Origin of the sequence: Variovorax sp. W2I14, assembly GCF_050435205.1 — a bacterium.
Classification (GTDB): Bacteria; Pseudomonadota; Gammaproteobacteria; order Burkholderiales; family Burkholderiaceae_C; genus Variovorax; species Variovorax paradoxus_C.
Genome location: NZ_JBNDJX010000001.1, coordinates 5,322,575 through 5,348,782 on the forward strand (window position 1 = coordinate 5,322,575; position 26,208 = coordinate 5,348,782).

A 26,208-nucleotide genomic window follows, 5' to 3' on the forward strand; every position below is an offset into this window, starting at 1 on the left:
GCGGCTCAGGGCCGAGCCGGCACCAGCGTCAGCAGCGTGATTTCCGAAGGCGCGCCAAAGCGCTTCGGCGGGCCCCAGTAGCCGGTGCCCCGGCTCACATAGATCCACATGTCGTGCAATCGGTGCAGGCCCGCCGTGAAGGGCTGCTGCATCGGCACGAACAGGTTCCACGGAAAGAACTGGCCGCCGTGCGTGTGGCCCGACAGCTGCAACTGGTAGCCCGCTGCGGCGGCCACCGTCGCGCTGCGCGGCTGGTGCGCCAGCAGCACGCGCGTGTGCACCAGCGGCGGCGCATCGAACAGCGCCAGGTGCGGGTCGCTCGCATGCGCGGCGTCGAAGTGCCCCGCGGTGAAGTCGGTCACGCCAGCCAGCACCAGCGCGCTTTCGAACAGCTCTTCATCGGTCTGCGCACCGCGCACATTGCGCGTCTGCAGCACCACGTGCTCGTTGAGCAACACCTTGAGGCCGAGCCGCCGCAGTTCGTCGATCCACGCATGCGCGCCCGCGTAGTACTCGTGGTTGCCCGTGACCACGAAGGTGCCGTGCCGCGCGCGCAGTCCCGCGAGCGGCGCGATGTGCTCGCGCAGTTCGGGCACCGTGCCGTCCACGAGGTCGCCGGTGATCGCGATGGCGTCGGCGCCCAGCCGGTTCACCGCGTCGACGATGCGCTGGATGTAGGCGCTCCTGATCGTCGGCCCGACGTGGATGTCGCTCAGTTGCGCGATCGTGAAGCCCTCGAGCGCCGCCGGCAGTCCGCGGATCGGCACCTCCACGCGTTTCACGCTCGCCGTGCGCCGCGCGTTGAGGAAGCCGACGAGCGATGTGCCCGTGGCCATCGCCAGCACCGCCAGCGCGCTCCACGGCAAGAGCGCATTCCAGCGCACCTGCACAGGGCCCAGCGCGCCCGCCAGCCAGGCAATCAGCAGGCCGGCATCGCGCAGCAGCGTCAGCACGAACATCGACGAGAACCAGCCCATGCTGATCAGCCCGACCCACTTGAGCACTTCGCCCATCGAGGCATTGGACGCAATGCGGCGCGAGACGAAAGGCAGCGGAATCGTGAGCGCCGACACCGCCAGCAGCACCAGCGCCAGCGGCCATGCAGGCGTGAGCGTGGCCAGCGCAGGCACGAGGCGCAGCGCAATGTAGACGTGCAACAGCGCGGTCAGGGCGCTCAGGGGGCGGATCGGCATCGGGGCAATGGGTTCGGGCATCGCCCGGGATACACCACCTGCAAGGCGCATGCCGCGCATTCAAGACGCCCAACGGCGCCGTGCTCGCTATTTTTTCTATAGCGCACGGCGCCCGGATAGCGGGCGCCGTGGCTTGAGGAGCGTCAGATTTCCGCGACGCCGGCAAGCCGCACCTGCAGCCGCCGCCGCCGCGTCACTGCACCGTGCGCGTGCCGGCCGAAGCCATGTCGGTGCCTGCCGGCCATTCGAAGATGGCCTTGGCGGACGCGCCGGTCGGCACAGTGAGCGATTGCTTGAGCGTCTGGCTGCCGATGCGCGCCTCGACCTCGTAGGTGCCCGGCTCCAGCCGCGCCACCATGAAGGGGCCACCCGACACCACGTTGTCCAGCAGCTTGGTGCCGCTGCTGTCGCGCACCGTGACGTGCACGCCGGCCGCGAAATCGGCGCTGCCCTTGTGGTCCTTGACCGCGAATTCGAAGGTCGCGGGCCAGCGCGGCGACACCGTCTCCATCAACTGCGCTTCGTCGCTGCCGATGCCGCCGCTCATGTATTCGACGCCGTGCGTCATGTAGATCGGCGGATTCACCGCCGCGTGCGCCGACGACAGCGCCCCCAGCAGGACAGCGCCGCACAGCATGGCGGCAGCCAGCGGCCGCATGCGCGAAGAAGAGGAAGTAAAACGGGAGGTCATGGTCTTGAATCCTTTCCAGGTCGTGATGGCGAGAGCCACGCCACCAATGTGCGGCGCACGACTTAGAAAAGGCTGACTGACCTGATGACGGCCACCACAGGCCGCGCATGCGGCCGTGGCGCGGCCGATGCTGGGGCTCAGCGAGCGGCGGAGGTCTGCGCCAGCGCCTGCGGCATCGGCGGCGTGACCGAGGCCATGTCGAAGTTCGACGGCCAGAGGAACGAGGCGCGGCCCGGCACGCCGGCAATCACGATCAGCGTCTGCGTCAGCGTCAGCCCGCCCAGCGTGACATTCACGTCGTAGGCACCCGGGTCGAGGCGCGCAAGCATGTAGGGCGCCTGCGTTTGCACGTCCATCACCGTCTGGCCGGTGTATTTCTGGCGAATCTCGATCGAGGCCTTGGCCGGGAAGCCCGCGAACTGCGCGCCCTTGCCGTCGCTCACGCCCAGCTCGATCGTCGCGGCCCAGCGCGGCGCCACCATTTCCATGAAGTCGGCCTCGCCCTTGGCTGCGCCGCCGCACATGTACTCGATGCCTTGCGCCACCTGGATGGGCGGGTTCGAGAAAGCGTGCGCCGGCAAAACGGCGCCGAGGAATGCTGCTGTACCGCCCAGTACCAAAGCGGCCAGTGGCCGCCGGAGACGCATAGGGTTCATTGCTTGTTGTCCTCGATCTTGCATGACGTGAAATCCGTCGAGGATTTTGCTTAGCAAGAGTCGGGCTAGATATAGCGTTTACGAGGAACGATCCTCCAATCGAAGTTGAACGCTATTGTTTTAATAGCTGATGACGACTGTGTGACGGGCATCGCGGCCGTTTCCGGACCCTGACTTCACGGAAACCCTGAGACGCAACGCTTTTGAGCCCGGCCCGCAAGGGTGCATGGTTCGCGCCTACAGCGGTGCACGACGCCGCCGGCTATCAAGGGGGCATGACTACAGAAGGAGCTTTCGAATGACCATCCAGTCGACGATCAACGAATTCAAGCGGGTCGATGCCCAACGGGCCGACTTTCCGGGCGAGCATCTGGCGGTGCTCGGGGCGGGTGTGTTGCTGCTGCTGATTTCGGGACGCAGCCGGTCTTTCATTGCGCGCCTGGTGGCCGGTGCGGCCGGCGGGGCGCTGATCGGGCGGGCTGCGAGCGGGACGGGCGGGATCGCGCGTGTGGCGGCTGCGGTTCAGGGCCGTGGGCAACCTGGTCGCGTGAAGAGCTAGCGGTCCGACGCGACCACGATCAAACGACGATCTGCTGATCGTCTGAAGCCGAAGCACCGGCGCAATAAAAATTGCCGTAATCCCCGGTGGAGGATTACGGCAATTGCGCTGGAAATACGCGCTCGCTCAGACGTCGATATTCGCCGCCCGCAGCGCGTTCTGCTCGATGAACTCCCGCCGCGGCTCCACCTCATCGCCCATCAGCATCGTGAACACGCGATCCGCTTCGATCGCGTCGTCGATCTGCACGCGCAGGAGGCGGCGCACGGTCGGGTCCATCGTGGTTTCCCACAGCTGTTCGGGGTTCATTTCGCCCAGGCCCTTGTAGCGCTGGCGCGAGGTGGCGCGTTCGGCTTCGCTGATGAGCCACTTCATGGCCTGGCGGAAATCGTCGACCTTTTCTTCCTTGGCGCGCTCGCCCTCGCCGCGCTTGACCAGCGCGCCTTCGGTGCTCAAGAGGCCACGGAAGGTGTTGGCTGCTTCGGCCAGTGCCGCGTAATCGGCGCCGTGCACGAAGTCCTGCGTGATCACGCTGCTCTTGATGTTGCCGTGGTGGCGGCGGCTGATGCGCAGGAGCGGCTTGTCGGTGCGGGCGTCGAACTCGTTGCTCACCTCGGCCGGAATGCCGGTCGTGTTGAGTTCGCGCAGCTTGGCCTGCAGCGCGACGGCCGAGGCCTCGGCGGCGGGCGTGGTGTCCAGGTCGAGCGCCACGCCGTCGGCGATGGCGCGCAGGGCCTCCGCGTCCATGAAGTTGCGCAGGCGCGCAATCACGGACTCGGCCACCTGGTGCTTGCGCGCCAGCTCGGCCAGGGTGTCGCCGGTGAGCGTGGTCGAGCTCGCGCCGCCGGTCTCGATGCGCGCGTCCTTCAGCGCCACCTTGAGAAGGAAGGCGTCGAGCGCGGGGCCATCCTTCAGGTACTGCTCTTCCTTGCCGACCTTCACCTTGTAGAGCGGCGGCTGCGCGATGTAGATGTGGCCGCGCTCGACCAGCTCGGGCATCTGCCGGTAGAAGAAGGTGAGCAGCAGCGTGCGGATGTGGGCGCCGTCGACGTCGGCGTCGGTCATGATGATGATGCGGTGGTAGCGCAGCTTGGCGACGTTGAAGTCGTCGGCCCCGCCACCCGCAGTCGTCGCGCCGGCGCGGCCGATGCCGGTGCCCAGCGCGGTGATCATCGTGAGAATTTCATTGCTGGTGAGCAGCTTTTCGTAGCGCGCTTTTTCGACGTTCAGGATCTTGCCGCGCAGCGGCAGGATGGCCTGGAACTTCCGGTCGCGGCCCTGCTTGGCGGAGCCGCCGGCGGAGTCGCCCTCCACCAGGTAGACCTCGCACAGGGCAGGATCTTTTTCCTGGCAGTCGGCCAGCTTGCCGGGCAGGCCCATGCCGTCGAGCACGCCCTTGCGGCGCGTCATTTCGCGGGCCTTGCGGGCGGCCTCGCGGGCGCGGGCGGCTTCGACGATCTTGCCGCAGATGATCTTGGCGTCGTTCGGGCGCTCCTGCAGGTAGTCGGTGAGCAGGCGGCCGACGATGTCTTCCACCGGCGCGCGCACTTCGCTGGACACCAGCTTGTCCTTGGTCTGGCTGGAGAACTTGGGCTCCGGCACCTTCACGCTCAGCACGCAGCACAGGCCTTCGCGCATGTCATCGCCGGTGACCTCGACCTTCGCCTTCTTGGCGAACTCGTTCTCTTCGATGTACTTGTTGATGACGCGGGTCATCGCAGCGCGCAGGCCGGTCAGGTGGGTGCCGCCGTCACGCTGAGGGATGTTGTTGGTGAAACAGAGGACTTGCTCGTTGTAGCCGCTGTTCCACTGCATCGCCACTTCGACGCCGATGTGCGTGCCGGGGATGCCGCCGTAGGTGTCGGCCGGCTTCTCGCCCGCTGCATAGAACGAGTTCGGATGCAGGACGGTCTTGCCCTTGTTGATGAATTCCACAAAACCGCGCACGCCGCCGGCACCCGAGAAGTCGTCTTCCTTGCCGGTGCGCTCGTCGAGCAGGCGGATGCGCACGCCGTTGTTCAGGAAGCTCAGTTCGCGCAGGCGCTTGGACAGGATCTCGTAGTGGAAATCGTTGTTTTCCTTGAAGATTTCCGTGTCCGGCAGGAAGTGCACTTCGGTGCCGCGCTTGTCGGTGTCGCCGATGATCTTCATGGGCGACACCTCGAAGCCGTTCACCGTTTCGAGCAGGCGGTTCTGCACGAAGCCGCGGCTGAATTCGAGTTCGTGGATCTTGCCTTCGCGGCGCACGATCAGGCGCAGCTTGATGCTCAGCGCGTTCACGCAGGACACGCCCACGCCGTGCAGGCCGCCCGAGACCTTGTAGCTGTTCTGGTTGAACTTGCCGCCCGCGTGCAGCTCGGTGAGCGCGATTTCGGCGGCCGAGCGCTTGGGCTCGTGCTTGTCGTCCATCTTCACGCCGGTCGGGATGCCGCGGCCGTTGTCGGTGACGGAGATGGAGTTGTCGCTGTGGATGGTCACGACGATGTCGTCGCAATGGCCCGCGAGCGCTTCGTCGATGGAGTTGTCCACGACTTCGAACACGAGATGGTGCAGGCCCGTGCCGTCGGAGGTATCGCCGATGTACATGCCGGGGCGCTTGCGCACGGCTTCAAGCCCTTCCAGGATCGTGATCGAGCCTTCGCCGTAGCTGGTGTCGGCCAGGATGACCTCGGGCGCGACGATCTGGACTTCAGGCGTGTAGACCGGCTCGGTGTGCGGGACTTCGGGCTTGTTTTCTTCTGCACTCATTCGATATTCCTCTATCTCTCTCACGTCATCGACGTGATTTTTCGGGCTCTCAAGAACTCAATTCGGCGCCTCTTGAAAGCGCAAACCCGCGGAGGGCCGCGGGTTGTCTGCGCAAGGCGCTGTGTGGTCTGTCTGCTAGATACGCATCGGCATCACGACGTACTTGAAAGATGCGTTCTCGGGGATGGTTAACAAGGCCGAGCTGTTGGAGTCGGCCAGGTCCAGCTTGACCATGTCCTGGTCCATGTTGGACAGCGCGTCGATCAGGTAGGTGACGTTGAAGCCGATCTCGATGGCGTCGCCGCCGTAGTCGATGTCGAGCTCGTCTTGCGCCTCTTCCTGCTCGGCGTTGTTCGATGCGATGCGCAGCGTGCCGGGCTCGATGTTCAGGCGCACGCCCTTGAACTTCTCGCTGGTCAGGATGGCGGTGCGCTGCAGGCTGGCCAGGAGCGGCGCGCGGCCGAGCGTGACGGTGTTCTTGTGGTTCTTCGGAATCACGCGGTTGTAGTCGGGGAACTTGCCCTCGACCAGCTTGGTGACGAATTCCATGCCGCCGAAGCTGAACTTGGCCTGGTTGTTCGCGAACTGCATCTCGATGGCGCCTTCGGCATCGGACAGGAGGCGCTGCATTTCGAGCACCGTCTTGCGCGGAAGGATCACTTCTTGACGAGGCACTTCGACGTCCAGCATGGCCGAGGAGAACGCCAGGCGGTGGCCGTCGGTGGCCACCAGGCTCAGCTGCTTGCCTTCGGCGACGAACAGGATGCCGTTCAGGTAGTAGCGGATGTCATGCACGGCCATCGCGAACGAGACCTGCGAGAGCAGGTCCTTCAGCGTCTTTTGCGGCACGCTGAACACGGGGCCGAAATTGGCGGCTTCCTGCACCAGCGGAAAGTCTTCGGCGGGCAGCGACTGCAGCGTGAAGCGGCTCTTGCCGCCCTTGAGCACCAGCTTGCTCGCGCTCGATTCCAGGCTCACGGTCTGGTCGGCCGGCATGGTGCGCAGGATGTCGATGAGCTTGCGCGCGCCGATGGTGGTGGTGAAGTTGCCTTCGTCGCCACCCAGCTCGGCGGTGGTGCGGATCTGGATCTCGAGGTCGCTGGTGGTCAGCTGGAGCTGGCCGCCGGTCTTGCGGATCAGCACGTTCGCCAGGATCGGCAGCGTGTGGCGCCGCTCGACGATGCCCGACACCGACTGCAGCGCTGCAAGAACCTTGTCTTGGGTTGCCTTCAAAACGATCATGTCTTCTTCCTCTTCTCTTATCTCTTTGAATCAGCTTGTAAGACGCCATTCTCCGCTGTCGCGAGGGGCATTCCCGATGACATCCGGCTTCAGCCCTTGAGCGTCTGTTCGAGGACGTGCAGCTGCTGGTTGAGCTCGGTGAGCTGCTGGCGCTCCCCCGAGATCTTGCGCACCGCGTGCAGCACCGTCGTGTGGTCGCGCCCGCCGAACAGTTCGCCGATTTCCGGCAGGCTTTTTTGCGTGAGTTCCTTGGCCAGGTACATCGCGATCTGCCGCGGCCGCGCAATGCTGGCCGGGCGTTTCTTGCTGTACATGTCGGCGACCTTGATCTTGTAGTAGTCGGCCACCGTCTTCTGGATATTCTCGACCGAGATCTGCCGGTTCTGGATCGACAGCAGGTCGCGCAGCGCCTCGCGTGCCAGGGCGATCGAGATCTCCTTCTGGTTGAAGCGCGAGTAAGCCAGGATCTTGCGCAGCGCCCCTTCGAGCTCGCGCACGTTGGAGCGCACGTTCTTGGCAACGAAGAAAGCCACCTCTTCCGGCATCTCGGCCGATTCGGCGCGCGCCTTGTTGATAAGAATGGCCACGCGCATCTCGAGCTCGGGCGGCTCGATGGCCACCGTGAGGCCGGAATCGAAGCGCGAAACCAGTCGCTCGTGGATGTCGGCCAGGCCCTTGGGGTAGGTGTCGCTGGTCATCACGATGTGCGACTTCTTGGCGAGCAGGGCCTCGAACGCGTTGAAGAATTCTTCCTGCGTGCGGTCCTTGTTGGCGAAGAACTGCACATCGTCGATCAGCAACAGGTCGAGCGAGTGATACCGCTCCTTGAACTCATCGAAAGTCTTGCGCTGATAGGCCTTGACCACATCCGACACGAATTGCTCGGCGTGGATGTAGAGAACTTTGGAATCGGGGCGATCGGCCAGCAGCCGGTTGCCCACAGCGTGCATCAGGTGGGTCTTGCCCAGGCCGACGCCGCCGTAGATGAAAAGCGGGTTGTACAGATGGCCCGGCATGCCGGCCACGTGCATCGCGGCGGCGCGTGCCATGCGATTGGCCGTGCCTTCGACGAGGGTGTCGAAAGTGAGGCCTGAATTCAGGCGGTTCTTGAAGCCAGCAGCGGCTGGCTCCTCGCCCGGACCGGCCACGTCGCGCGGCACGTCGGTCTCGGTCATCACGGCGATGGGTGCAGAGCGCACGGGCGCTTCGCGAGGAGCAAGCGCTAACTCGACGGCCACCGGCTGGCCATACATCTTCTCGGCCATGGCGGCGATCTTGCCGGCGTACTGGGCGCGGATCCAGTCGAGCTTGAAGCGGTTTGCGACGAACACCGTCATGCGCGACAGGTCGTCGGCGACCTGTGCGGTCAGGGGCTTGATCCAGGTGTTGAACTGCTGCTCGGACAGCTCCTGCGCGAGCTGGTCGACGCAGGCCTGCCAGAGGCTTTCGCCGATGCCGTCAGTCGACATGGGCGCTTTGAAAAGTGGTGAATCCCTCGGGCATTTCTTGGTATAGGTATTGTGGATATTCTCTGCTGGAAGGCGCCGGGCATTCTAACTTGTCAAAACCTTATCCACACGCTGTGGACGGCTGCGAAAGGCCCGCAAATCCAGTCGAAGATTGTTCCCGGGCCGAATGTTTGCGATAATTGCGGGTTTCCCTGAAAACCTCATTGCGTCTTTCGGGGGCCATCCGAAACACGCTCCCCCAGCGCCCGCTGCTTTTCGCATGCGGAAATCAGGGAATCAGGAACCATCATGAAACGCACATACCAAGCATCCAAAGTCCGCCGCGCCCGTACCCACGGCTTTCTGGTCCGCATGAAGACCCGCGGCGGCCGTGCCGTCATCAACGCACGCCGCGCCAAGGGCCGCAAGCGCCTGGCCGTCTGACGGCAACCCACCTGCCGTTGCCAGCAGCCGACCCGCCAGCGCCAGCTCCTTCAGCTAGCGCACACGGCGTGTCAGGCTCGGTTTCCATGCAGCGGCTCAAGACCCGCGCGCAATTCCAGGCCGTCCTCGCAGGTGCCACCGTGGCGCGCACTGCTCATTTCGCATTGCATCGCTGTGCGCTCGATCTCGCATCGAGCGCGGCTCCGCTGTTCGCGTCTGACGATGTCTGGCTGGGCGCCATGGTGCCCAAGCGCTGGGCGCGCCGTGCCGTCACGCGCAATGCCATCAAGCGCCAGATCTACACCGTGAGCGCCGCACCCGACGTCGCCCTGCCCCGTGCCGCGCACGTGGTGCGGCTGCGGGCGGGTTTCGACCGCAAGGAATTCGTGAGCGCCTCCTCGGACAAGCTCAAGGGCGCCGTGCGCGCCGAACTCCAGCAGTTGCTGGCGCGTGCCGCGCGTTCGCCCGCACCGGCACCTGCACCTGCACCTTCTTCGCCCTCCTCCTCATGAAACGCCTGCTGATCGGCCTCGTGAAGGGCTACCGCCTGCTGCTGAGCCCCTGGCTCGGCCAGTCGTGTCGCTTCACGCCGACCTGCTCGGTGTATTCGATCGAGGCGCTGGAAGTGCACGGCGCGCTCAAGGGCAGCTACCTCACTCTGCACCGCATCGCGCGCTGCCAGCCCTGGTGCCAGGGCGGCCACGATCCGGTTCCACCGAAATCACCGTGTCGCACTGACAAGTCAGGCTCGCTGTTTTCGTCTCTTCTCTCCTCCGACAAGAAGTCTTCGTCATGAACGATATCCGCCGCACGATCCTGTGGGTGATTTTTGGGTTCTCGCTGGTATTGCTGTGGGACCAATGGCAGGTCTTCAACGGCAACAAGCCGACCTTCCTGCCGTCGAGCAAGCCAGCCGCCGTCGCCACCGCCCCGGCCGGCACCCCGCCCGCAGCCAATAACGGCGTGCCGACGGCATCCGGTACCAGCGGCAACGCGGGCGCCGTGCCCACGCAGGCTGCGGCCGCCGCTCCCCGCGAGCAGGTCGTCGTGACCACCGACCTGTTCAAGGCCACGATCGACAGCGAAGGCGGCACGGTCAACCACCTCGAACTGCAGAAGTACGACGAAGCCGACCGCACCAAGCGCGTCGTGCTGTTCGAAAACGGCTCGCCCGCCACCCGCTACGTGGCGCAGACCGGCCTGCTGAACACCATCGATACCGGTGACCGCTTTCCCAACCACCTGACGCCGATGACGCCGAAGGCCGGCTCGCGCGAAATGGCCGATGGCCAGAACACGCTGGAAGTGAGCTTCGAGAGCGCCCCCGTCGGCGGCCTGAAGTACACCAAGACCTACGTGTTCCACCGGGGCGACTACGCCATCGGCGTGCGCCACGAAGTGGCCAACGTGAGCGACCAGCCGCGCGACGCGCAGCTCTACATGCAGCTCCTGCGCCACGGCACGGTGGCCGCCGGCACCATGTTCGGCACCAACACCTTCACCGGTCCCGCCGCGTACACCAACGAGAAGAAGTTCCACAAGCTCGACTTCAAGGACATCGCCAAGGGCAAGATCGAACCGCCGCCGCCCGCCAACGACGGCTGGATCGCGATGGTGCAGCATTACTTCGCGTCGGCCTGGCTGCTCAAGGGCGATCCCGCCAGCGAGCAATTGCGCCGCGAATTCCGCGTGAAGGACCTGGGCGACAACCTCTTCACCGTCGCCATGGTGGCCACGCTGCCGAAGATCGCTCCGGGCGCGACGCAGACCGTGAACAGCGTGCTGTTCGCCGGTCCCGAAGAAGAACGGAAGCTCGAAGCCATCGCCCCCGGCCTGGACCTGGTGAAGGACTACGGCATCTTCGCGATCATCTCCAAGCCGCTGTACTGGCTGCTCACGCAACTGCACGGCATCCTGGGCAACTGGGGCTGGGCGATCGTGGCGCTGGTGGTGTTGCTGAAGGCGGCCTTCTACTGGCTCAACGCCAAGGCTTACGCCAGCATGGCCAAGATGAAGGCCATCAACCCCAAGATCATGGAAATGCGCGAGCGGCTCAAAGACAAGCCGCAAGAGATGCAGCAGGAAATGATGCGGATCTACAAGACCGAGAAGGTCAATCCGATGGGCGGCTGCTTCCCGATCGTGATCCAGATCCCGGTGTTCATCGCGCTCTACTGGGTGCTGCTGTCGTCGGTCGAAATGCGCCACGCCCCGTGGATCGGCTGGATCACCGACCTCTCGGCACCGGACCCCTGGTACATCCTGCCGGTCGTGATGACCGCCACGTCGCTGTTCCAGACCTGGCTCAACCCGACGCCGCCCGATCCGATGCAGGCCAAGCTGATGTGGATCATGCCGCTCGCGTTCAGCGTGATGTTCATCTTCTTCCCGGCCGGCCTGGTGCTGTACTGGATCACGAACAACGTGCTGTCGATCGCGCAGCAGTGGTTCATCAACAAGCGGCTGGGCGTGCTGGGCAAGTAAGCCGCACGACCACCGTGACCGCAAAGGGCCGCATCGCGGCCCTTTTCCTTTTTTGCTGAAAGAATCGCGCTCTTGCCATGACCTTCGCCCGCACCACCGATCCCATCGTCGCCATCGCCACCGCCTCGGGGCGCGGGGCGGTGGGCATCGTGCGGGTGTCCGGCGCGCGGCTGGCGCCCTTGATCGACGCCATCTGCGGACGTGCGCTCAAGCCGCGCGAGGCGACGTACCTGCCGTTCCGCGATGCCGACGGCGAGCCGGTCGATCATGGGCTGGCGATCCACTTTCCTTCGCCGAACTCCTTCACCGGCGAGGATGTGCTCGAGCTGCAGGCTCACGGCGGGACCGTCGTGCTGCAGTTGCTGCTGGCGCGCTGCCTCGAAGCGGCGGCGGAAGCCGATTCGGCCACCGGGCGCCCGCGCCTGCCGGGCCTGCGCGTGGCGGAGCCCGGCGAATTCAGCCAGCGCGCCTTCCTCAACGGCAAGATCGATCTGGCCCAAGCCGAGGCGATCGCCGACCTGATCGACGCCAGCACCGAGGCCGCCGCGCGCAGCGCCGGGCGCTCGCTGTCGGGCGCCTTCTCGCGCGAGATCCACACGCTGCGCGATGCGCTGATCCATCTGCGCATGCTGGTCGAGGCGACGCTCGACTTTCCGGAGGAAGAAATCGACTTCCTGCAGAAGGCCGATGCCACCGGGCAACTCGCCAGGCTGCAGTCGCAGCTCGCCGCCGTTCAGCAGCGCGCCAAACAGGGCGCCCTGCTGCGCGAAGGCATCAAGGTCGTCATCGCGGGCCAGCCGAACGCGGGCAAGAGTTCGCTGCTCAACGCCTTGGCCGGCGCCGAACTGGCCATCGTGAGCGCGGTGGCGGGCACCACGCGCGACGTGGTCTCGCAGACGATCCAGATCCACGGCGTGCCGCTGCATGTGGCCGACACTGCGGGCCTGCGCGAAAGCAGCGACGAGGTCGAGCAGATCGGCGTGGCGCGCGCCTGGGGCCAGATCGAAAGCGCCGATGCGGTGCTGTTCCTCCACGACCTGACGCGCGCCGACCAGCCGGACTACGCCGCCGCCGACGCCGAGATCCTGCGCGGGCTCCAGGGCAAGCTGCCCGCGAGCGTGCCGGTGCTCGATGTCTGGAACAAGCAGGACGCCGCGCCGACTGCCGCCCCGGCCGAAGGCATCGCGCTGTCCGCGAAGACCGGTCTCGGCATCGAAGCTTTGCGCGACCAGTTGCTGGCGATGGCCGGCTGGCAGTCCGTGCCCGAAGGCGTCTACCTCGCGCGGGCGCGCCATGTGCAGGCATTGGGCAAGGTCGAGACGCACCTGGCGCTGGCCGCCAGCCATCTTGCTGCCCAGGCTCAACTGCTCGACCTGCTGGCCGAGGAACTGCGCCTGGCGCAGAACGCGCTCAACGAGATCACCGGCGAGTTCGGCGCTGACGATCTGCTGGGGGTCATCTTTTCGCGCTTCTGTATCGGGAAATAGCGACACATGGCGACGCGTCGCCGGGCGAAACGTAAACACTTGTAGCCGAAACTCGCGGCCTTCGCGGATACTTCAACCCACATGCGGGGGTCGAAAAAAAATGTCCATCCAGAACCTGAGCCGCGCCATCGCGGAAAACACGAGCACCGACGCTTTTGCGTTGACGTTCACCGTCCAGCAATGGGACACGGTGGCCGGTTACCTGCAGCCCATCGACACCGGCGTGGGCGACGTCCTGATCGAGCAGAACACGCCCGACCGCTCCGTGTTCTTCGTCGAGAGCGGCGCCATCAGCGTGCACCGCGTCAGCAGCAAGGAGCAGATGCGCCTCGCCGTGCTGTCGCCGGGTTCGGTGGTGGGTGAAGGTGCTTTCTTTTCCCGCCAGCCGCATTCGGCGAACGTCGTCGTCACCGGTGCGGGCCGTGTCTGGCGCCTCACGGCGATCCGCTTTGCCGAAATGTCGAACCGCCAGCCCAACATGGCGCTGGAGATCGCGATGGCGCTCGGCGCCGTGATCGCCAAACGCATGGCGCACCGGTCCAAGCGCGTGGCGGTGACCTGAGAGGCTGAGGCGTCTTCGGTGCCCAGCAAAGCCCGAGCCCAGATTCGCAGGCCGCACCCGCAGCAAGTTCTTGTTTTCGATCCCGAGAGTAGTCAGTAAGTAAGCCATGGCCTCGATCTGTCCGGTCTGCAGCACGGAAAACCGCGAGAGCGCGAATTTCTGCAAGAGCTGTGGCACGACGCTGTCCGCAACGGCCAGCCGTATTCCTCCTCCCCCCAGCCCGGACAGCCAGGCCGACCGCGAATGGGCCACCACCGCGCCCGCCCAGTTGCGGGCGCCGACGATTCCAGCGCCGCTGTTCGACCTGCCCGAGCCTGCGCCGTCCTCGCGCAGCTTTTTCGGCAGACCCGCTGCTGTGCCAGGCGACGAGCGCACTGTGATCCTGGCGCCCGGCCAGCCGGCCGCGTCGGCGTCGTCCTCTGTCGGACGGTCCGAGCGGAAGCGCTCGCGGGTCAAGGTTCCCCGGCCGCCTGAGCCCCCCGAACCGCCGCTGCGCCGACGCGGCCTTGCGCTGTGGCTCGGCCTGCTGGTGCTCGCGGTGGTGATGGTCGTTGCGGGCTGGTATGGCTATGGCAGCCGCAAGACGGCCGAGCCGGTCGACATCCCGCCGCCGCCCGTTGCTGCGCCCGCACCGGCGCCGGTCGTCGCCGCACCGCCGGCCGCGGAGCTTCCGCCTGCCGAGCCTGTTGCGACGCCCGAGGCGCCGGCCACGGAAGCGCCCGCGGCAGACGCTGCGCCAGTGGCCGCGCCCAAGCCCGCTGCCAAGCCACGCAAGCAGGCGACCGCTGCGCCCCAGGCGGCAACCCCCGAAGCGCCAGCCCCCGCTGCCGCGGCGGCGGCACCGCCGCCCTCCGCCCCAGCCGCGCCGTCCGAGCCACAAACCCTGTGCGGCGAACGCAACTTCATCGCCAAGGCCCAGTGCATGGCGACGCAGTGCCTCAAGCCTGAGTTCAAGGCGCACGCGCAGTGCGAAGCGGTGCGGCGCCAGCAGCGCATCGAAGAAGAAAAGCGCAACCCCACTCTGGTGAATTAGCGCGGGCACTGAGCTTGGCCCAGGCTGCGCGGCACTTCGTGTCCGCTTCGCCTACCCGCCTCAGGCGGCAATATCCAAGGCCCGCCGGACGGTTCCTCGGTCTTCCTGAAGGGGACGTCAGCCTTTTTGGAGGCGTTCGATCGCGATGGCCAGGGCCGTGGGTTTGCCTGACAGCACCAGCGTGTCGCCATCGGTCAGCACGGTCTCGCCGGTGGGCACGCGCGCCTGGCCGTCCTGGCGGCGCAGGGTGGCGACGCGTACGCCCAGCGTGTCCAGCGCCAGTTGCTCCAGAGTCTGGCCGATGGCGCGGGAGCCGGGGGTCAGGGTGAAGCTGTTGAGCCGCTCGTGGTCGATCTCGTCGGCGTTGTCGTCGTCGGCGCCGTGGAAGTAGCCGCGCAGCAGGTTGTAGCGCGCGTCGCGCTGGTCCTGCACCACGCGGATCACGCGCCGCATCGGCACGCCGACCAGCGCCAGCGCATGGCTCGCGAGCATCAGCGAACCCTCGATGGCCTCGGGCACCACCTCGGTCGCGCCTGCCGCCTGCAGCTTCTCGAGGTCGTGGTCGTCCTGGGTGCGCACGATCACCGGCACATGGGCCGCGTGGGCGCGGGTGTTGGCCAGCACCTTCATCGCGCCGGGCACGTCGAGGTACGTGACGACCACCGCGCTGGCGCGGGCGAGGCCCGCGGCCATCAGCGCCTGCAGCCGCGCCGCGTCGCCGAACACCACCGAGTCGCCGGCGGCGGCGGCCTGGCGCACGCGGTCGGGGTCGAGGTCGAGCGCCATGTACGGAATGCCCTCGCGCTCCAGGATGCGCGCCAGGTTCTGCCCGCAGCGCCCGTAGCCGCAGATGATCACGTGCCGGGCGGTGTTGATGGTCTTGCGCGCGATGCTCGTCATCTGCAGCGACTGCTGCAGCCAGTCGCTGGCCACCAGCTTTCGCACGATGGCGTTGCTGTACATGATGATGAACGGCGTCGCGAGCATCGACAGCACCATCGAGGCCAGCACCGGGTTCGCGAGCCAGGGCGGCAGCAGGCTCTTGTCCTGCGCGAGCGTCAGCAGCACGAAGCCGAACTCGCCGGCCTGCGCAAGATAAAGACCAGTGCGCAGCGACACGCCCGAGGTCGCGCCCAGCACCCGCGCGAGCAGCGTCACCAGCGCCAGCTTGAAGAAGAGCGGCACCAGCAGCAGCACGGCCACCAGCAGCCAGCGGTCGACCACGATGTGCCAGTCGAGCGACATGCCGACCGTGATGAAGAACAGCCCGAGCAGCACGTCGTGGAACGGTCGGATGTCGGTCTCGACCTGGTGCTTGTATTCGGTCTCCGACACCAGCATGCCGGCGATGAAGGCGCCCAGCGCGAGGCTCAGGCCGGCCAGCTCGGTCAGCCATGCGAGCCCCAGCGTGATCAGCAGCACGTTCAGGATGAAGAGCTCTTCGCTGCGTCGCCGCGCGACGAGGGTGAGCCACCAGCGCATCACGCGCGGTCCGCCGTAGAGCAGGAGGCCGATCAGCACGGTTGCCTTCACCAGCGCGAGGCCGAGCGCCTTGGCCAGCGCCTCGGGCGGCGCGCCCAGCGCGGGAATCAGCACCAGCAGTGGCACCACGGCCAAGTCCTGGAACAGCAGCACGCCCATCACGCGCTTGCCGTGTTCGCTCTCGAGCTCCAGCCGCTCGGACATCAGCTTGACCACGATGGCGGTGCTGCTCATGGTGAGTGCGCCCGAGAGCGCCAGCGCCGTCTGCCAGCCCAGGCGCCAGGCCGACGGCAGCTGCGTGGCGATGACCAGGGCGCCGGCCGTGGCGATGGCCATGGTGAGCAGCACCTGCAGCAGGCCCAACCCGAACACGTGCTTGCGCATCGCCCGCAGCTTGGGCAGGCTGAACTCGAGCCCGATCACGAACATGAGGAACACCACGCCGAATTCGCCCAGGTGCCGGATGCCCTCGGTCTCCGTGCTTCCCGTCAATGCCAACGCGTGCGGTCCGATCAGCACGCCCGCCGAGAGATAGCCCAGCATCGGCGGCAGCTTGAGCGACCTGCAGACCACCACGCCGATCACCGCGGCCAGCAGGTACAACAGCGTGAGATCGAAGGAAGACATGGGCGCCGATGCTAGAGCAATGTCCGTGCCCCGGGCTTCCCCGGGACAACCCGCCGATCGGCTCTGGCCCGCCCGTAAAATCGGCCGATGAGTTCCCGCCCAGCCCCGGCCCCCGTGGTCGACCCCGAAGCCATCCTCGCTCGGGCACGCCTGACCTTCGACATCGAAGCCGAAGCCGTCCTCGGTCTGAAGACCCGCGTCGGTCCCAGCTTCGTCGACGCCGTGCGCAAGATCCTCGAAGTGCGCGGCCGCGTGGTCGTGATGGGCATGGGCAAGAGCGGCCATGTCGGGCCGCAAGATCGCCGCCACCCTCGCCTCCACCGGCACGCCGGCGATGTTCGTGCACCCGGCCGAGGCCAGCCACGGCGACCTCGGAATGATCAAGTCGGTCGACCTGGTGCTGGCGATTTCCAACAGCGGTGAGGTCGAGGAACTGACCGTGATCCTGCCCGTGGTCAAGCGCCAGGGCGTGCCGCTGATCGCGATCACCGGCCGCGCCGATTCGACGCTCGGGCGCCATGCCGACATCACGCTCGACGCGGGCGTCTCCAAGGAAGCCTGCCCCCTCAACCTCGCCCCCACCGCGAGCACCACCGCCCAGATGGCGATGGGCGACGCGCTGGCCGTGGCGCTGCTTGATGCGAGGGGTTTCGGCTCCGAGGACTTTGCGCGCTCGCACCCCGGTGGCGCGCTGGGCCGCAAACTGCTGACCCACGTGAGCGACGTGATGCGCTCGGACGCCGAGGTGCCGCGCGTCGCGCCCACCGCCACATTGAGCGAGCTGATGCGCGAGATGAGCTCCAAGGGCCTCGGTGCCACCGCCGTTGTCGATGCCGAAGGCCGCGCGATCGGCATCTTCACCGACGGCGATCTGCGTCGGAAGGTCGAAACCGGCGCCGACCTGCGCGCCCTCACGGCCGCCGATGTCATGCACCCGGGTCCCCGCACGCTGCGCGCCGATGCGCTGGCCGTCGAGGCGGCGGACCTGATGGAAAACCACCGTATCACCAGCGTGCTGGTGGTCGACGCGGCGGGCCTCCTGATCGGCGCGCTGAGCATCAACGACCTGATGCGCGCGAAAGTCATCTGATGCCGCTCGCGTTCCAGGCCGAGACCTTGCTTGCCGCACAGGATGTCCGCATCGTCTTCTTCGACATCGATGGCGTGCTGACCGACGGCGGCGTCTATTTCACTGAACACGGCGAAACGCTCAAGCGATTCAGCATCCTGGATGGCTACGGCCTCAAGCTGCTGAAGCTGGCGGGCATCGTGCCGGCCGTGATCACCGGGCGCGATTCCAAGCCGCTGCGGGTGCGGCTCGAGGCGCTCGGCATCGAACACGTGCGCTACGGCACCGAAGACAAATTGCCCGCGGCCGAAGTCATGCTCGAACAGCTCGGCTTCACCTGGGCGCAGGCCGCGGCCATCGGCGACGACTGGCCCGACCTGCCGGTGCTCACCCGTGTCGGTTTTGCCGCGGCGCCGGCCAATGCGCATGTCGAAGTGCGCGGCATCGCGCGCTACGTCACACAGGCGCGCGGCGGTGAAGGCGCGGCGCGCGAATTCTGCGACCTGCTGCTCACGGCCTGCGGCCAGTACCGCCACCTGCTCGACGCTGCGCGAGGTCCGAACCCATGAACAACCTGAAAAGCGCATGGGACCGGGTACGCGATGTGCTCGACCGCGCAACGATCTACCTGCCGATCATCCTCACGGCGGCCGTGGCGCTCGGCACCTACTGGCTGGTGCGCAACGCGCCCAAGCTGCTGGAGCCCACCGCCAAGGTGGCGCCCACGCACGAGCCCGACTACTTCATGCGCGACTTCGTGATCAAGAACTTCCTGCCCAACGGAGACCTCCGCAGCGAACTGCACGGCAAGGAAGGCCGGCATTACCCGGACACCGACACGGTCGAGGTCGACGAGGTGAACATGCGTTCCGTCTCGCCGCAGGGCTACACCACACGCTCGACGGCCAATCGAGGGATCTCGAATTCGGACGGCAGCGAGATCCAGTTGTTCGGCAACGCAGTCGTCATTCGCGATCCTTCGGTGGGTGCGAACGGCAAGCCGACGCCGCGCCTGGAGTTCCGCGGCGAATTCCTGCATGCCTTTCTCGATACCGAGCGGGTGACGTCGAACAAGCCGGTCACGCTCATCCGCGGCACCGACCAGTTCACCGCCGACAACCTTGACTACGACAACCTGAGCGGCGTCGCCAACCTGACCGGCCGGGTGCGCGGGCTGCTGGTGCCGTCGGCCGCCACCCCGGGCGGCAAGCCGCGCTGAAGAAGAAAAGAAAAACCTCACGCATGAACACTCCGTCGTCCCCGCTGGTCTTCATCACCGGCGCATCGAGCGGCATCGGCCAGGCGCTGGCGGCGAGTTTCTACGACGCGGGCTATCGCCTGGCGCTGGTTGCACGACGTACCGGAGAGATCGAAGCCTGGGCAGCGGGGCGCCAGCTGGACACGAGCCGTTTTCAGATCTACAGCGCCGATGTGGCGCAGACAGACAGCATCGTGGCCGCCGGCACCGCCTGCATCGAGCGCCAGGGCCTGCCCGACGTGGTGATCGCCAACGCCGGCATCAGCGTGGGCATCGACACGACGGAGCGCGAAGACATCGAGGTGATGACGCGGACCTTCGCGACCAACAACGTCGGCTTGATGGCCACCTTCCATCCGTTCGTGGCGGCGATGCGGCAGCGCGGCAGCGGGCGGCTGGTCGGCATCGCGAGCGTCGCGGCCATCCGCGGACTGCCGGGGCACGGGGCGTATTGCGCCAGCAAGGCCGGTGTCGTCGCCTACTGCGAGAGCCTGCGCGGCGAGCTGCACAAGAGCGGCGTCAAGGTCGTCACGCTCTGCCCGGGCTATATCGACACGCCGCTCACGCAGGGCAACCGCTACGGCATGCCTTTTCTCATGAAGGCAGAGGACTTTGCCGACCAGGCGCTGCGCGCCATCGAGGCTGGCACGAGCTATCGCGTGATTCCGTGGCAGATGGGCGTGATCGCCAAGATCATGCGCATGCTGCCGAACGCCCTGCTCGATCGCGCCGCGCAAGGCCGCGAACGCAAGAAGCGCAGCGGCGAAATCTGAAGCCGAGCCCGGCGATTCCCCAATGAAAAAGGCTCCCAAGGGAGCCTTTGTCTTTATGTGCGCAGGGTTCAGTAGCCGCTGTTGCCACCGCCGCCGTAGCCGCCGCCCCCACCGGAGCGACCACCGCCGCCACCGCCACGAGGACCTGCGCCGTAGGGGCTGCGGAAACCGCCATCGCCGCCACCGCCGCCGCCACCACTGCGGCCACCGCCGCCGCCGTAGCCTCCGCCACCACCGGAGCGACCACCACCGCCACCGCTGCGATCGCCGCCGCCACCACCGTAGCCGCCACCACCGCCGCCGCCGTAGCCTCCGCCACCACCGCCGCCATAACCACCACCGCCGCCGCCGCCGTAGCCGCCACCACCGCTGCGCGGGGGACGTGCTTCCATCGGACGTGCTTCGTTGACGACGACGCTGCGGCCGCCCAGAGGTTGGCCGTTCATGCCGTTGATGGCAGCTTGCGCTTCGGCGTCACTGCCCATCTCGACGAAGCCGAAGCCCTTCGAGCGACCGGTGTCGCGTTCCATCATGACTTTGGCGCTGGTCACTGCGCCGAACTGCCCGAATGCCTGTTCGAGATCACCGTCGCGCACCGAGTAAGGCAGGTTGCCGACGTACAGTTTGTTGCCCATCGAGGGACTCCTATAAACACATCAAGAAAAGCGATGGAGTCCCGAAAGCATCACTCAAACGAGAGCCGTCGAGTCGCGCGAAACTGACCGATCACCGAACTACCCCCCGACCAAAATGAAGAGGGAGGCTCGTGCATTATGGGTGAAATATCCAAAAAGCAAGCGAGAAATTGCTTCTTGGAGTAGCACTTGTCAAAACCTTGGAAAGCTAGCGCACGCTTACCTCGCGGAATGAGGCGATTGGCGCTACAGGTAGAATCCGCCCCGTCATTGGGGAGTAGCCGCCTTCCGTTTTCGAGAAGGGCCCGCGTCAACAGACTTGTCCTGCCCCACACGGGACATGGCGCGTGCAGTGAACACACCTGGCGAGACCTTTGACCGTGCAACTTCGGGAATATGGCCGAAGGTGTTGCACGGTCAATTGCGTCCTTCGGCCCAAGGAACCCCACGTTCATCATGGAAGCTTTTCTCGTAGCAACGGGCGTTGTCGCGCTCGCGGAAATGGGCGACAAGACCCAGCTCCTGGCCCTTCTTCTCGCGGCCCGTTTCAGGAAACCCTGGCCCATCGTCCTCGGCATTTTTGCCGCCACCATCGTCAACCACGCCCTGGCGGGCGCTGTCGGCAACTACATCACGCGCTGGCTCGGCCCCGAGGTGCTGCGCTGGATCCTCGGTGGCTCCTTCATCGCGATGGCCGTCTGGATGCTGATTCCCGACAAGCTAGACGATGACGATGCCCCCGGCGCGTCGCACTTCGGCGTCTTCGGAACCACGCTGATTGCCTTCTTCCTCGCCGAGATGGGCGACAAGACCCAGATCGCCACCGTCATGCTCGCCGCCCGCTTCACGCAGGACTATTTCTGGGTCGTCACCGGCACCACGCTCGGGATGATGCTGGCCAATGCGCCGGTGGTGTGGCTGGGCGAGAAGATCGTGCGGCGCGTGCCGATCAAGCTCGTGCACGGCATTTCGGCGGCGATCTTCCTGGTGCTGGGCATCGTGATGATCGTCGGCTGGTAATTCGACGGGGCGATATACTGCCCCCGCGCCGATTTGCTACAGCTTGCGGGCGCTTTATAAATTCAGCTAAAGACGGCACCGGAACCCGGCTCGTTTTTGGCGAGGCCGGGTTTTTTCATTCATGTCGTCACTTCCTTTGGTCGTCAGTCCGCAGTCGATGCAGTTCGCAGGCCCGCTGGCCCTGCGCAGCGGTTCATCGATCAGCGACTACACGCTCGCCTACGAAACCTACGGCACCCTCAATGCCGACCGCAGCAACGCGGTGCTGGTGTGCCATGCGCTCAACGCCTCGCACCACGTCGCGGGCGTCTACGAAGGCCAGGCCCGTTCCGAAGGTTGGTGGGACAACATGGTCGGCCCGGGCAAGCCGGTCGACACCGACCGCTTCTTCGTGATCGGCGTCAACAACCTCGGCTCCTGCTTCGGCTCGACCGGCCCGATGCACGTCAACCCCGCGACCGGCCGCGTCTACGGCGCCGACTTCCCGGTGGTCACCGTCGAAGATTGGGTCGATGCGCAAGCCGTGCTGCTCGATGCGCTGGGCATCCAGACGCTCGCCGCCGTGATGGGCGGCAGCCTCGGCGGCATGCAGGCGCTGTCGTGGACGCTGCAGTATCCCGACCGCGTGCGCCACGCCGTGGTGGTGGCTAGCGCGCCCAACCTCACGGCCGAGAACATCGCCTTCAACGAAGTGGCGCGCCGTGCCATCGTGACCGACCCCGATTTCCACGGCGGCCACTTCTACGAACATGGCGTGATCCCCAAGCGGGGCCTTCGCATCGCGCGAATGATCGGCCACATCACGTACCTGAGCGACGACGTGATGAACGAGAAGTTCGGGCGCATCCTGCGCAGCGCCGTCGAAGGCGAAGCGGCGGGGCTCGACTACCGCTACTCCACGCAGGACGTCGAGTTCCAGATCGAAAGCTACCTGCGCTACCAGGGCGACAAGTTCAGCGAGTACTTCGACGCCAACACTTACCTCCTGATCACCCGCGCGCTCGACTACTTCGACCCCGCGCGCAGCCACGGCGGCCAACTCAGCACCGCGCTCTCAAAGGCCACGGCCAAGTTCCTGCTCGTGAGCTTCAAGACCGACTGGCGTTTCTCGCCTGCGCGCAGCCGCGAGCTCGTGAAGGCGCTGCTCGACAACCGCCGCAACGTGAGCTACGCCGAGATCGACGCGCCGCACGGCCACGATGCCTTCCTGCTCGACGACGTGCGCTACATCGGCGTGGTGCGCTCGTACTTCGAACGCGTGGCGAAGGAACTCCAATGAGCGATCTCGACAACCAGAAATTGATTGCTGCCCTCGTGCCCGAAGGCTCGCGCGTGCTTGACCTCGGCTGCGGCGACGGCGCCTTGCTCGACCTGCTGCAGCGCGAGCGCGGCTGCACCGGCTACGGCGTGGAGATCGCCGACGGCAACGTGCTGCAGTGCATCCGCCGCGGCGTCGACGTGATCCAGCTGAACCTCGACGAAGGCCTCGCGATGTTCGACGACGCCTCCTTCGACGTCGTGCTGCAGATCGACACGCTGCAGCACCTGCGCAATGCCGAGGTGATGCTGCGCGAGACCGCGCGCGTCGGCCGCACCGGCATCGTGGCTTTTCCGAATTTCGCGCACTGGCCCAACCGCCTGAGCGTGGCGCGCGGCCGCATGCCGGTGACGCGCCGCCTGCCCTACCAGTGGTACGACACGCCCAACATCCGCGTGGGCACCTTCAAGGACTTCGAGGTGCTGGCCGGCAAGAACAACCTGCGCGTGCTCGATGCCTTCGGCCTGCAGGACGGACGCGACGTGCGCTGGCTGCCCAACGCGCGCGCCAGCACGGCGGTCTTCAAGTTCGAGCGCGGCGGCTGAGCACCGCGCCGGAGCGCACCGGATGAGCTTCACGTTGGCGCAGCCGGTCCACAGCGAACTGGTCATCAAGAAGAGCCGGTTCATCGGCTGCGTGCAGCCGGTGGCGGACCGCGCCGCGGCGCTGGCTGTCGTCGCGTCGCTGCGCACCGAACACCCCGCGGCCGCGCATGTGTGCTGGGCGCTGATGGCCGGCGGCCAATCGGCCGCCAACGACGATGGCGAACCCGGCGGCACAGCCGGCCGACCCATGCTGGAAGTGCTGCGCCATCAACAGATCGAAGGCTCGCTCGCGACCGTGGTGCGCTACTTCGGCGGCGTGAAGCTCGGCGCAGGCGGTCTCGTGCGCGCGTACACCGACGCCATCGCGCAGGCCCTGCTCGGCGCCGCGCTCGTGCCGCTGGTGCGGCAGCTCGGCCTGCGTTGTGCCGTGCCCTACGCGCTCGAAGGACTGGTGCGGCGCGAGTTGGCGGCCGTCGGCGCGGTGCTCGAAGCCGTGCAGCATGCCGACGACGTGCTCTTCGCCTTCACGCTGCCCGAGCCCGAGGCGAATGCCTTCATCGCCCGCCTCGACGATGCTGCGCAAGGGCGCGTCGTCTGGCAGCCGGCGTAAGCCGCCGCGGCGGCACGGCAGGCGGCGGCGTCATCGCGAGGATGCCGCGTCCGGTCAGCGGCACGGCTTCATCGTCGGGTCCGCGGCGCGCCATCTCGGCGGTCACGATGCCGGTGGGCACGGCCAGCACGCCCCAGCCCAGCAGCATCATCACCGAGGCGATTGCGCGGCCCAGGTCGGTCTTGGGCACGAGGTCGCCGAAGCCCACGGTGGCCATCGTCGAGATGGCCCAGTAGATCGCGACCGGAATGCTCGTGAAGCCGTGCACCGGGCCTTCGACCACGTACATCAGCGTGCCCATCACCAGCACCACCAGCATCACGAAGCCGACGAACACCGTGATCTTCCGGCGGCTCGCCGCGACGGCCGACACCAGCGCGCGGTACTCCGCCGAATAGCGCGACAGCTTGAAGATCCGGAACACGCGCAGGAGCCGCAGGATGCGCACGTCGATCAGGTAGGCGAACTCCGGCGCAAGCGCCACGAGAAAGGTCGGCAGCAGCGCGAGCAGGTCGATCACGCCGTAGAAGCTGGTGGCATAGCGCAGGGGCTGCTTCACGCAGGCCAGCCGCCCGATGTACTCGAGCGTGAAGAGCCCGGTGAAGACCCACTCGAGCACGCCGAACACATGGCCCGCGCGCAGGTGGATCGCCTGCACGCTGTCGAGGATCACCACCGCCACGCTGGTCACGATCACGGCGATGAGGATCAGGTCGAACAGGCGACCCAGGCGTGTTTCCGATTCGAAGATCACCGAGAACAACGCGCGTCGCCAGCCATCGGCCGGCTTGCCGAAACGGGCGTCGCCAGCCGCCGCGTCGGCGGCCAAGGAAACGGGGGGCGTGGCGGTGCTTTGCAAAGGGGTCGTCATCGTCCGTTGTTTAGGGTCTACTGGAGCGCTCTATTGTCCGGGCGTGTGGTTTTATCCGGTTACGCCTCTTGCGCAATGAAGTGCGGTAAGCCGTAAGTGCGTTCTTACGATAGTCCCTTTCTTGAGGAGCTCCCCATTGGCTACACAGTCCCCCTTCTTCGGCAAGCGCGATCGTGACACCGACTCGTTGACATCCCGCCCTGCACCGCTGGTCGGTTCGGGCACCAATCTGTCGGGCACGCCCGTCAATCCCTCCTCCTTGACCGCGCAGCAGGGCGGCCTCGCCGCCGCAGCGGCAGCTCCCGTCGCCAAGGAAGGCGGCAGCAAGCTCACCGTCGGCCCGAACATCAAGCTCAAGGGCGTCGAGATCACCGATTGCGACACGCTCGTGGTCGAAGGCCTGGTCGAAGCGACCATGGACTCGCGCCTGATGCAGATCGCCGAGCAAGGCGAGTTCAAGGGCTCGGCCGAAATAGACATCGCCGAAATTCGCGGCGTCTTCGACGGCAACCTCACGGTGCGCGAGAAGCTCGTCATTCACTCGACCGGCAAGGTCACCGGCAAGATCCGCTACGGCAAGATCGTGATCGAGGAAGGCGGCCAGCTTTCCGGCGAGATCAGCTTCGGCGCCAAGCCTGCCCTGCAAGCGGCGGCCTAAACCCCCTCGGGGGGCTCCCACCCCAGGCGCTCCAGCAAAGCACCGGCCGCGGCCGGTGCTCTTTCTTTGGCGCCATTGATGAAGTAGACGAACACGTCACGCTTCTTGGGCGATCCGGTCCAGCCCTGCGCACGCTCGGCCCAGGTATCGAGCGCCTTCGGTCCATACCCCGTCTTGAGCTTCGCGTCGGCCATCATGAGCCGCGCATAGGCGACGTCGCCTTCGGGCTCCTCGAACGACGGAAACTTGTCCGCGTCGGTGAACACGGTCGAGACCTTGTGCTTCTTGGCGAGCGCCTTGTAGGCGGGCGTGATGAAGCTCTCGTGCCGCACGTCCATCACGTGGCGCAGCACGCGGCTGCCTTCCTTCTTCGGCAGCAGTTCCAGAAACGCCTCGAAGTCTTCCGCGTCGAACTGCTTGGTCGGCATGAACTGCCAGACGATCGGCCCGAGCTTGTCGCCCAGTTCGCTCACACCGCTGTCGATGAAGCGCTGGATCGACTCGCCCGCGGTCGCCAGCACCTTGCGGTTGGTGGTGAAGCGCGAGGCCTTCATCGAGAACACGAAGTCCTCCGGCGTGTCGTCGTGCCACTTGCGGAAGGTCTCGGGCTTGAAGGTGCTGTAGTAGGTGCCGTTGATCTCGATGGCGCTCACGTGGCGGCTCGCGTAGTTCAACTCCTTGGCCTGCGCGAGGCCCTTGGGATAGAAGTTGTCGCGCCAGGGTTCGTAGGTCCAGCCGCCGATGCCAACCTTGATGTTCGTCTTGCTCCGAGTCGATGTTGCCTTGCTCACATTG

Annotated in this window: 26 protein-coding genes, 1 pseudogene and 1 riboswitch; of the genes and pseudogenes, 17 read left to right on the plus strand and 10 right to left on the minus strand. The window is 66.2% G+C overall.

Translation table 11 applies throughout. The features are described from left to right. Positions 1-5: 5 nt before the first annotated feature. From QF040_RS24855 to QF040_RS24865, 3 genes are all read right to left on the minus strand, one after another. On the minus strand, positions 6-1,253 hold the full coding sequence (locus QF040_RS24855; protein ID WP_429613247.1) for a metallophosphoesterase: 1,248 nt from the start codon (positions 1,251-1,253) through the stop codon (positions 6-8). 133 nt (positions 1,254-1,386) lie between these two features. Further along, on the minus strand, positions 1,387-1,884 hold the full coding sequence (locus QF040_RS24860; protein WP_429613248.1) for a hypothetical protein: 498 nt from the start codon (positions 1,882-1,884) through the stop codon (positions 1,387-1,389). 137 nt (positions 1,885-2,021) lie between these two features. Next, on the minus strand, positions 2,022-2,540 hold the full coding sequence (locus QF040_RS24865) for a hypothetical protein (RefSeq protein WP_429613249.1): 519 nt from the start codon (positions 2,538-2,540) through the stop codon (positions 2,022-2,024). Positions 2,541-2,838: 298 nt separating this feature from the next. Between QF040_RS24865 and QF040_RS24870 the strand changes: the two genes are divergently transcribed. Then, positions 2,839-3,099: a hypothetical protein gene (locus QF040_RS24870; protein ID WP_307511779.1), complete on the plus strand. Its 261-nt coding sequence runs from the start codon at positions 2,839-2,841 to the stop codon at positions 3,097-3,099. Between the two features lie 126 nt (positions 3,100-3,225). Here QF040_RS24870 and gyrB read toward each other — a convergent pair whose 3' ends face one another. The 3 genes from gyrB to dnaA form a co-directional block, all read right to left on the minus strand. Next, positions 3,226-5,847 carry a DNA topoisomerase (ATP-hydrolyzing) subunit B gene (gene gyrB / locus QF040_RS24875; protein ID WP_429613250.1) on the minus strand — a complete coding sequence of 874 codons (2,622 nt, stop codon included), beginning with the start codon at positions 5,845-5,847 and terminating at the stop codon, positions 3,226-3,228. Between the two features lie 135 nt (positions 5,848-5,982). Next, positions 5,983-7,089: a DNA polymerase III subunit beta gene (gene dnaN, locus QF040_RS24880; RefSeq protein ID WP_013538472.1), complete on the minus strand. Its 1,107-nt coding sequence runs from the start codon at positions 7,087-7,089 to the stop codon at positions 5,983-5,985. A gap of 89 nt (positions 7,090-7,178) precedes the next feature. After that, on the minus strand, positions 7,179-8,558 hold the full coding sequence (dnaA, locus tag QF040_RS24885) for a chromosomal replication initiator protein DnaA (protein ID WP_013538471.1): 1,380 nt from the start codon (positions 8,556-8,558) through the stop codon (positions 7,179-7,181). 288 nt (positions 8,559-8,846) lie between these two features. Between dnaA and rpmH the strand changes: the two genes are divergently transcribed. From rpmH to QF040_RS24920, 7 genes are all read left to right on the plus strand, one after another. Next, positions 8,847-8,981 carry a 50S ribosomal protein L34 gene (rpmH, locus tag QF040_RS24890; protein WP_007834827.1) on the plus strand — a complete coding sequence of 45 codons (135 nt, stop codon included), beginning with the start codon at positions 8,847-8,849 and terminating at the stop codon, positions 8,979-8,981. Positions 8,982-9,067: 86 nt separating this feature from the next. Then, positions 9,068-9,493: a ribonuclease P protein component gene (locus QF040_RS24895; RefSeq protein ID WP_429613251.1), complete on the plus strand. Its 426-nt coding sequence runs from the start codon at positions 9,068-9,070 to the stop codon at positions 9,491-9,493. Next, complete coding sequence (yidD, locus tag QF040_RS24900; RefSeq protein WP_013544365.1) at positions 9,490-9,777, plus strand: membrane protein insertion efficiency factor YidD; 288 nt, start codon at positions 9,490-9,492, stop codon at positions 9,775-9,777. Before QF040_RS24895 ends, yidD begins: the two co-directional genes overlap by 4 nt. Next, a complete protein-coding gene (gene yidC, locus QF040_RS24905; RefSeq protein ID WP_429613252.1) occupies positions 9,774-11,465 on the plus strand; it encodes a membrane protein insertase YidC in 1,692 nt (563 codons plus the stop codon). The genes yidD and yidC overlap by 4 nt, the downstream gene beginning before the upstream one ends. Positions 11,466-11,542: 77 nt before the next feature. Then, positions 11,543-12,952 (plus strand): tRNA uridine-5-carboxymethylaminomethyl(34) synthesis GTPase MnmE, encoded by a 1,410-nt coding sequence (gene mnmE, locus QF040_RS24910; protein ID WP_429613253.1) that lies wholly within the window; start codon positions 11,543-11,545, stop codon positions 12,950-12,952. Between the two features lie 100 nt (positions 12,953-13,052). Further along, a complete protein-coding gene (locus tag QF040_RS24915; protein WP_429613254.1) occupies positions 13,053-13,514 on the plus strand; it encodes a Crp/Fnr family transcriptional regulator in 462 nt (153 codons plus the stop codon). A gap of 106 nt (positions 13,515-13,620) precedes the next feature. Further along, positions 13,621-14,547, plus strand: a complete 927-nt coding sequence (locus tag QF040_RS24920) for a zinc-ribbon domain-containing protein (protein WP_429613255.1) — start codon at positions 13,621-13,623, stop codon at positions 14,545-14,547. Positions 14,548-14,664: 117 nt separating this feature from the next. Here QF040_RS24920 and QF040_RS24925 read toward each other — a convergent pair whose 3' ends face one another. Next, entirely contained in the window at positions 14,665-16,656 is a 1,992-nt protein-coding gene (locus QF040_RS24925; protein WP_429613256.1) for a cation:proton antiporter, read from the minus strand. Positions 16,657-16,743: 87 nt separating this feature from the next. Here QF040_RS24925 and QF040_RS24930 point away from each other — a divergent pair. The 4 genes and pseudogenes from QF040_RS24930 (at position 16,744) to QF040_RS24945 (ending at position 19,756) form a co-directional block, all read left to right on the plus strand. Continuing rightward, positions 16,744-17,746: pseudogene (locus tag QF040_RS24930) on the plus strand (KpsF/GutQ family sugar-phosphate isomerase). Continuing rightward, positions 17,746-18,294, plus strand: a complete 549-nt coding sequence (locus tag QF040_RS24935; RefSeq protein WP_429613257.1) for a KdsC family phosphatase — start codon at positions 17,746-17,748, stop codon at positions 18,292-18,294. Before QF040_RS24930 ends, QF040_RS24935 begins: the two are co-directional and overlap by 1 nt. Beyond that, positions 18,291-18,944: an LPS export ABC transporter periplasmic protein LptC gene (gene lptC / locus QF040_RS24940; protein ID WP_429613258.1), complete on the plus strand. Its 654-nt coding sequence runs from the start codon at positions 18,291-18,293 to the stop codon at positions 18,942-18,944. Before QF040_RS24935 ends, lptC begins: the two co-directional genes overlap by 4 nt. Before the next feature lie 23 nt (positions 18,945-18,967). Beyond that, positions 18,968-19,756, plus strand: coding sequence for an SDR family oxidoreductase (locus QF040_RS24945; protein ID WP_429613259.1), 789 nt, complete (start codon positions 18,968-18,970; stop codon positions 19,754-19,756). A gap of 68 nt (positions 19,757-19,824) precedes the next feature. Here the strand turns inward: QF040_RS24945 and QF040_RS24950 are convergent, their stop codons facing one another. Continuing rightward, positions 19,825-20,391: an RNA recognition motif domain-containing protein gene (locus QF040_RS24950; RefSeq protein WP_429613260.1), complete on the minus strand. Its 567-nt coding sequence runs from the start codon at positions 20,389-20,391 to the stop codon at positions 19,825-19,827. Positions 20,392-20,651: 260 nt separating this feature from the next. After that, positions 20,652-20,838, plus strand: a riboswitch (yybP-ykoY riboswitch). 9 nt (positions 20,839-20,847) lie between these two features. On the opposite strand from QF040_RS24950, the gene QF040_RS24955 reads away from it, so the two are divergent. The 4 genes from QF040_RS24955 (at position 20,848) to QF040_RS24970 (ending at position 23,884) form a co-directional block, all read left to right on the plus strand. Next, the gene (locus tag QF040_RS24955; RefSeq protein ID WP_013544354.1) at positions 20,848-21,411 is read left to right on the plus strand and encodes a TMEM165/GDT1 family protein; all 564 of its coding nucleotides are present in this window, start codon (positions 20,848-20,850) and stop codon (positions 21,409-21,411) included. A 121-nt stretch (positions 21,412-21,532) separates the two neighbouring features. After that, positions 21,533-22,690, plus strand: coding sequence for a homoserine O-succinyltransferase MetX (metX, locus tag QF040_RS24960; RefSeq protein WP_429613261.1), 1,158 nt, complete (start codon positions 21,533-21,535; stop codon positions 22,688-22,690). Beyond that, a complete protein-coding gene (metW, locus tag QF040_RS24965; protein ID WP_429613262.1) occupies positions 22,687-23,274 on the plus strand; it encodes a methionine biosynthesis protein MetW in 588 nt (195 codons plus the stop codon). Before metX ends, metW begins: the two co-directional genes overlap by 4 nt. Before the next feature lie 22 nt (positions 23,275-23,296). After that, on the plus strand, positions 23,297-23,884 hold the full coding sequence (locus QF040_RS24970; protein WP_429613263.1) for an IMPACT family protein: 588 nt from the start codon (positions 23,297-23,299) through the stop codon (positions 23,882-23,884). Here the strand turns inward: QF040_RS24970 and QF040_RS24975 are convergent. Continuing rightward, positions 23,829-24,755 (minus strand): ion transporter, encoded by a 927-nt coding sequence (locus QF040_RS24975; RefSeq protein ID WP_429613264.1) that lies wholly within the window; start codon positions 24,753-24,755, stop codon positions 23,829-23,831. The genes QF040_RS24970 and QF040_RS24975 overlap by 56 nt on opposite strands. A gap of 136 nt (positions 24,756-24,891) precedes the next feature. Between QF040_RS24975 and QF040_RS24980 the strand changes: the two genes are divergently transcribed. Then, positions 24,892-25,413 (plus strand): bactofilin family protein, encoded by a 522-nt coding sequence (locus QF040_RS24980; RefSeq protein WP_307511757.1) that lies wholly within the window; start codon positions 24,892-24,894, stop codon positions 25,411-25,413. On the opposite strand, the gene QF040_RS24985 is transcribed toward QF040_RS24980, so the two are convergent. Continuing rightward, positions 25,410-26,204 carry a DUF72 domain-containing protein gene (locus QF040_RS24985; RefSeq protein WP_429613265.1) on the minus strand — a complete coding sequence of 265 codons (795 nt, stop codon included), beginning with the start codon at positions 26,202-26,204 and terminating at the stop codon, positions 25,410-25,412. The genes QF040_RS24980 and QF040_RS24985 overlap by 4 nt on opposite strands. Between the last annotated feature and the right edge of the window lie 4 nt (positions 26,205-26,208).

Bases quoted from the DNA above. Each gene is read 5' to 3' on its own strand.
- QF040_RS24855 (WP_429613247.1), bottom strand. From the start codon at position 1,253: ATGCGCGGCATGCGCCTTGCAGGTGGTGTATCCCGGGCGATGCCCGAA.
- QF040_RS24860 (WP_429613248.1), bottom strand. From the start codon at position 1,884: ATGACCTCCCGTTTTACTTCCTCTTCTTCGCGCATGCGGCCGCTGGCT.
- QF040_RS24865 (WP_429613249.1), bottom strand. From the start codon at position 2,540: ATGAACCCTATGCGTCTCCGGCGGCCACTGGCCGCTTTGGTACTGGGC.
- QF040_RS24870 (WP_307511779.1), top strand. From the start codon at position 2,839: ATGACCATCCAGTCGACGATCAACGAATTCAAGCGGGTCGATGCCCAA.
- gyrB (WP_429613250.1), bottom strand. From the start codon at position 5,847: ATGAGTGCAGAAGAAAACAAGCCCGAAGTCCCGCACACCGAGCCGGTC.
- dnaN (WP_013538472.1), bottom strand. From the start codon at position 7,089: ATGATCGTTTTGAAGGCAACCCAAGACAAGGTTCTTGCAGCGCTGCAG.
- dnaA (WP_013538471.1), bottom strand. From the start codon at position 8,558: ATGTCGACTGACGGCATCGGCGAAAGCCTCTGGCAGGCCTGCGTCGAC.
- rpmH (WP_007834827.1), top strand. From the start codon at position 8,847: ATGAAACGCACATACCAAGCATCCAAAGTCCGCCGCGCCCGTACCCAC.
- QF040_RS24895 (WP_429613251.1), top strand. From the start codon at position 9,068: ATGCAGCGGCTCAAGACCCGCGCGCAATTCCAGGCCGTCCTCGCAGGT.
- yidD (WP_013544365.1), top strand. From the start codon at position 9,490: ATGAAACGCCTGCTGATCGGCCTCGTGAAGGGCTACCGCCTGCTGCTG.
- yidC (WP_429613252.1), top strand. From the start codon at position 9,774: ATGAACGATATCCGCCGCACGATCCTGTGGGTGATTTTTGGGTTCTCG.
- mnmE (WP_429613253.1), top strand. From the start codon at position 11,543: ATGACCTTCGCCCGCACCACCGATCCCATCGTCGCCATCGCCACCGCC.
- QF040_RS24915 (WP_429613254.1), top strand. From the start codon at position 13,053: ATGTCCATCCAGAACCTGAGCCGCGCCATCGCGGAAAACACGAGCACC.
- QF040_RS24920 (WP_429613255.1), top strand. From the start codon at position 13,621: ATGGCCTCGATCTGTCCGGTCTGCAGCACGGAAAACCGCGAGAGCGCG.
- QF040_RS24925 (WP_429613256.1), bottom strand. From the start codon at position 16,656: ATGTCTTCCTTCGATCTCACGCTGTTGTACCTGCTGGCCGCGGTGATC.
- QF040_RS24935 (WP_429613257.1), top strand. From the start codon at position 17,746: ATGCCGCTCGCGTTCCAGGCCGAGACCTTGCTTGCCGCACAGGATGTC.
- lptC (WP_429613258.1), top strand. From the start codon at position 18,291: ATGAACAACCTGAAAAGCGCATGGGACCGGGTACGCGATGTGCTCGAC.
- QF040_RS24945 (WP_429613259.1), top strand. From the start codon at position 18,968: ATGAACACTCCGTCGTCCCCGCTGGTCTTCATCACCGGCGCATCGAGC.
- QF040_RS24950 (WP_429613260.1), bottom strand. From the start codon at position 20,391: ATGGGCAACAAACTGTACGTCGGCAACCTGCCTTACTCGGTGCGCGAC.
- QF040_RS24955 (WP_013544354.1), top strand. From the start codon at position 20,848: ATGGAAGCTTTTCTCGTAGCAACGGGCGTTGTCGCGCTCGCGGAAATG.
- metX (WP_429613261.1), top strand. From the start codon at position 21,533: ATGTCGTCACTTCCTTTGGTCGTCAGTCCGCAGTCGATGCAGTTCGCA.
- metW (WP_429613262.1), top strand. From the start codon at position 22,687: ATGAGCGATCTCGACAACCAGAAATTGATTGCTGCCCTCGTGCCCGAA.
- QF040_RS24970 (WP_429613263.1), top strand. From the start codon at position 23,297: ATGAGCTTCACGTTGGCGCAGCCGGTCCACAGCGAACTGGTCATCAAG.
- QF040_RS24975 (WP_429613264.1), bottom strand. From the start codon at position 24,755: ATGACGACCCCTTTGCAAAGCACCGCCACGCCCCCCGTTTCCTTGGCC.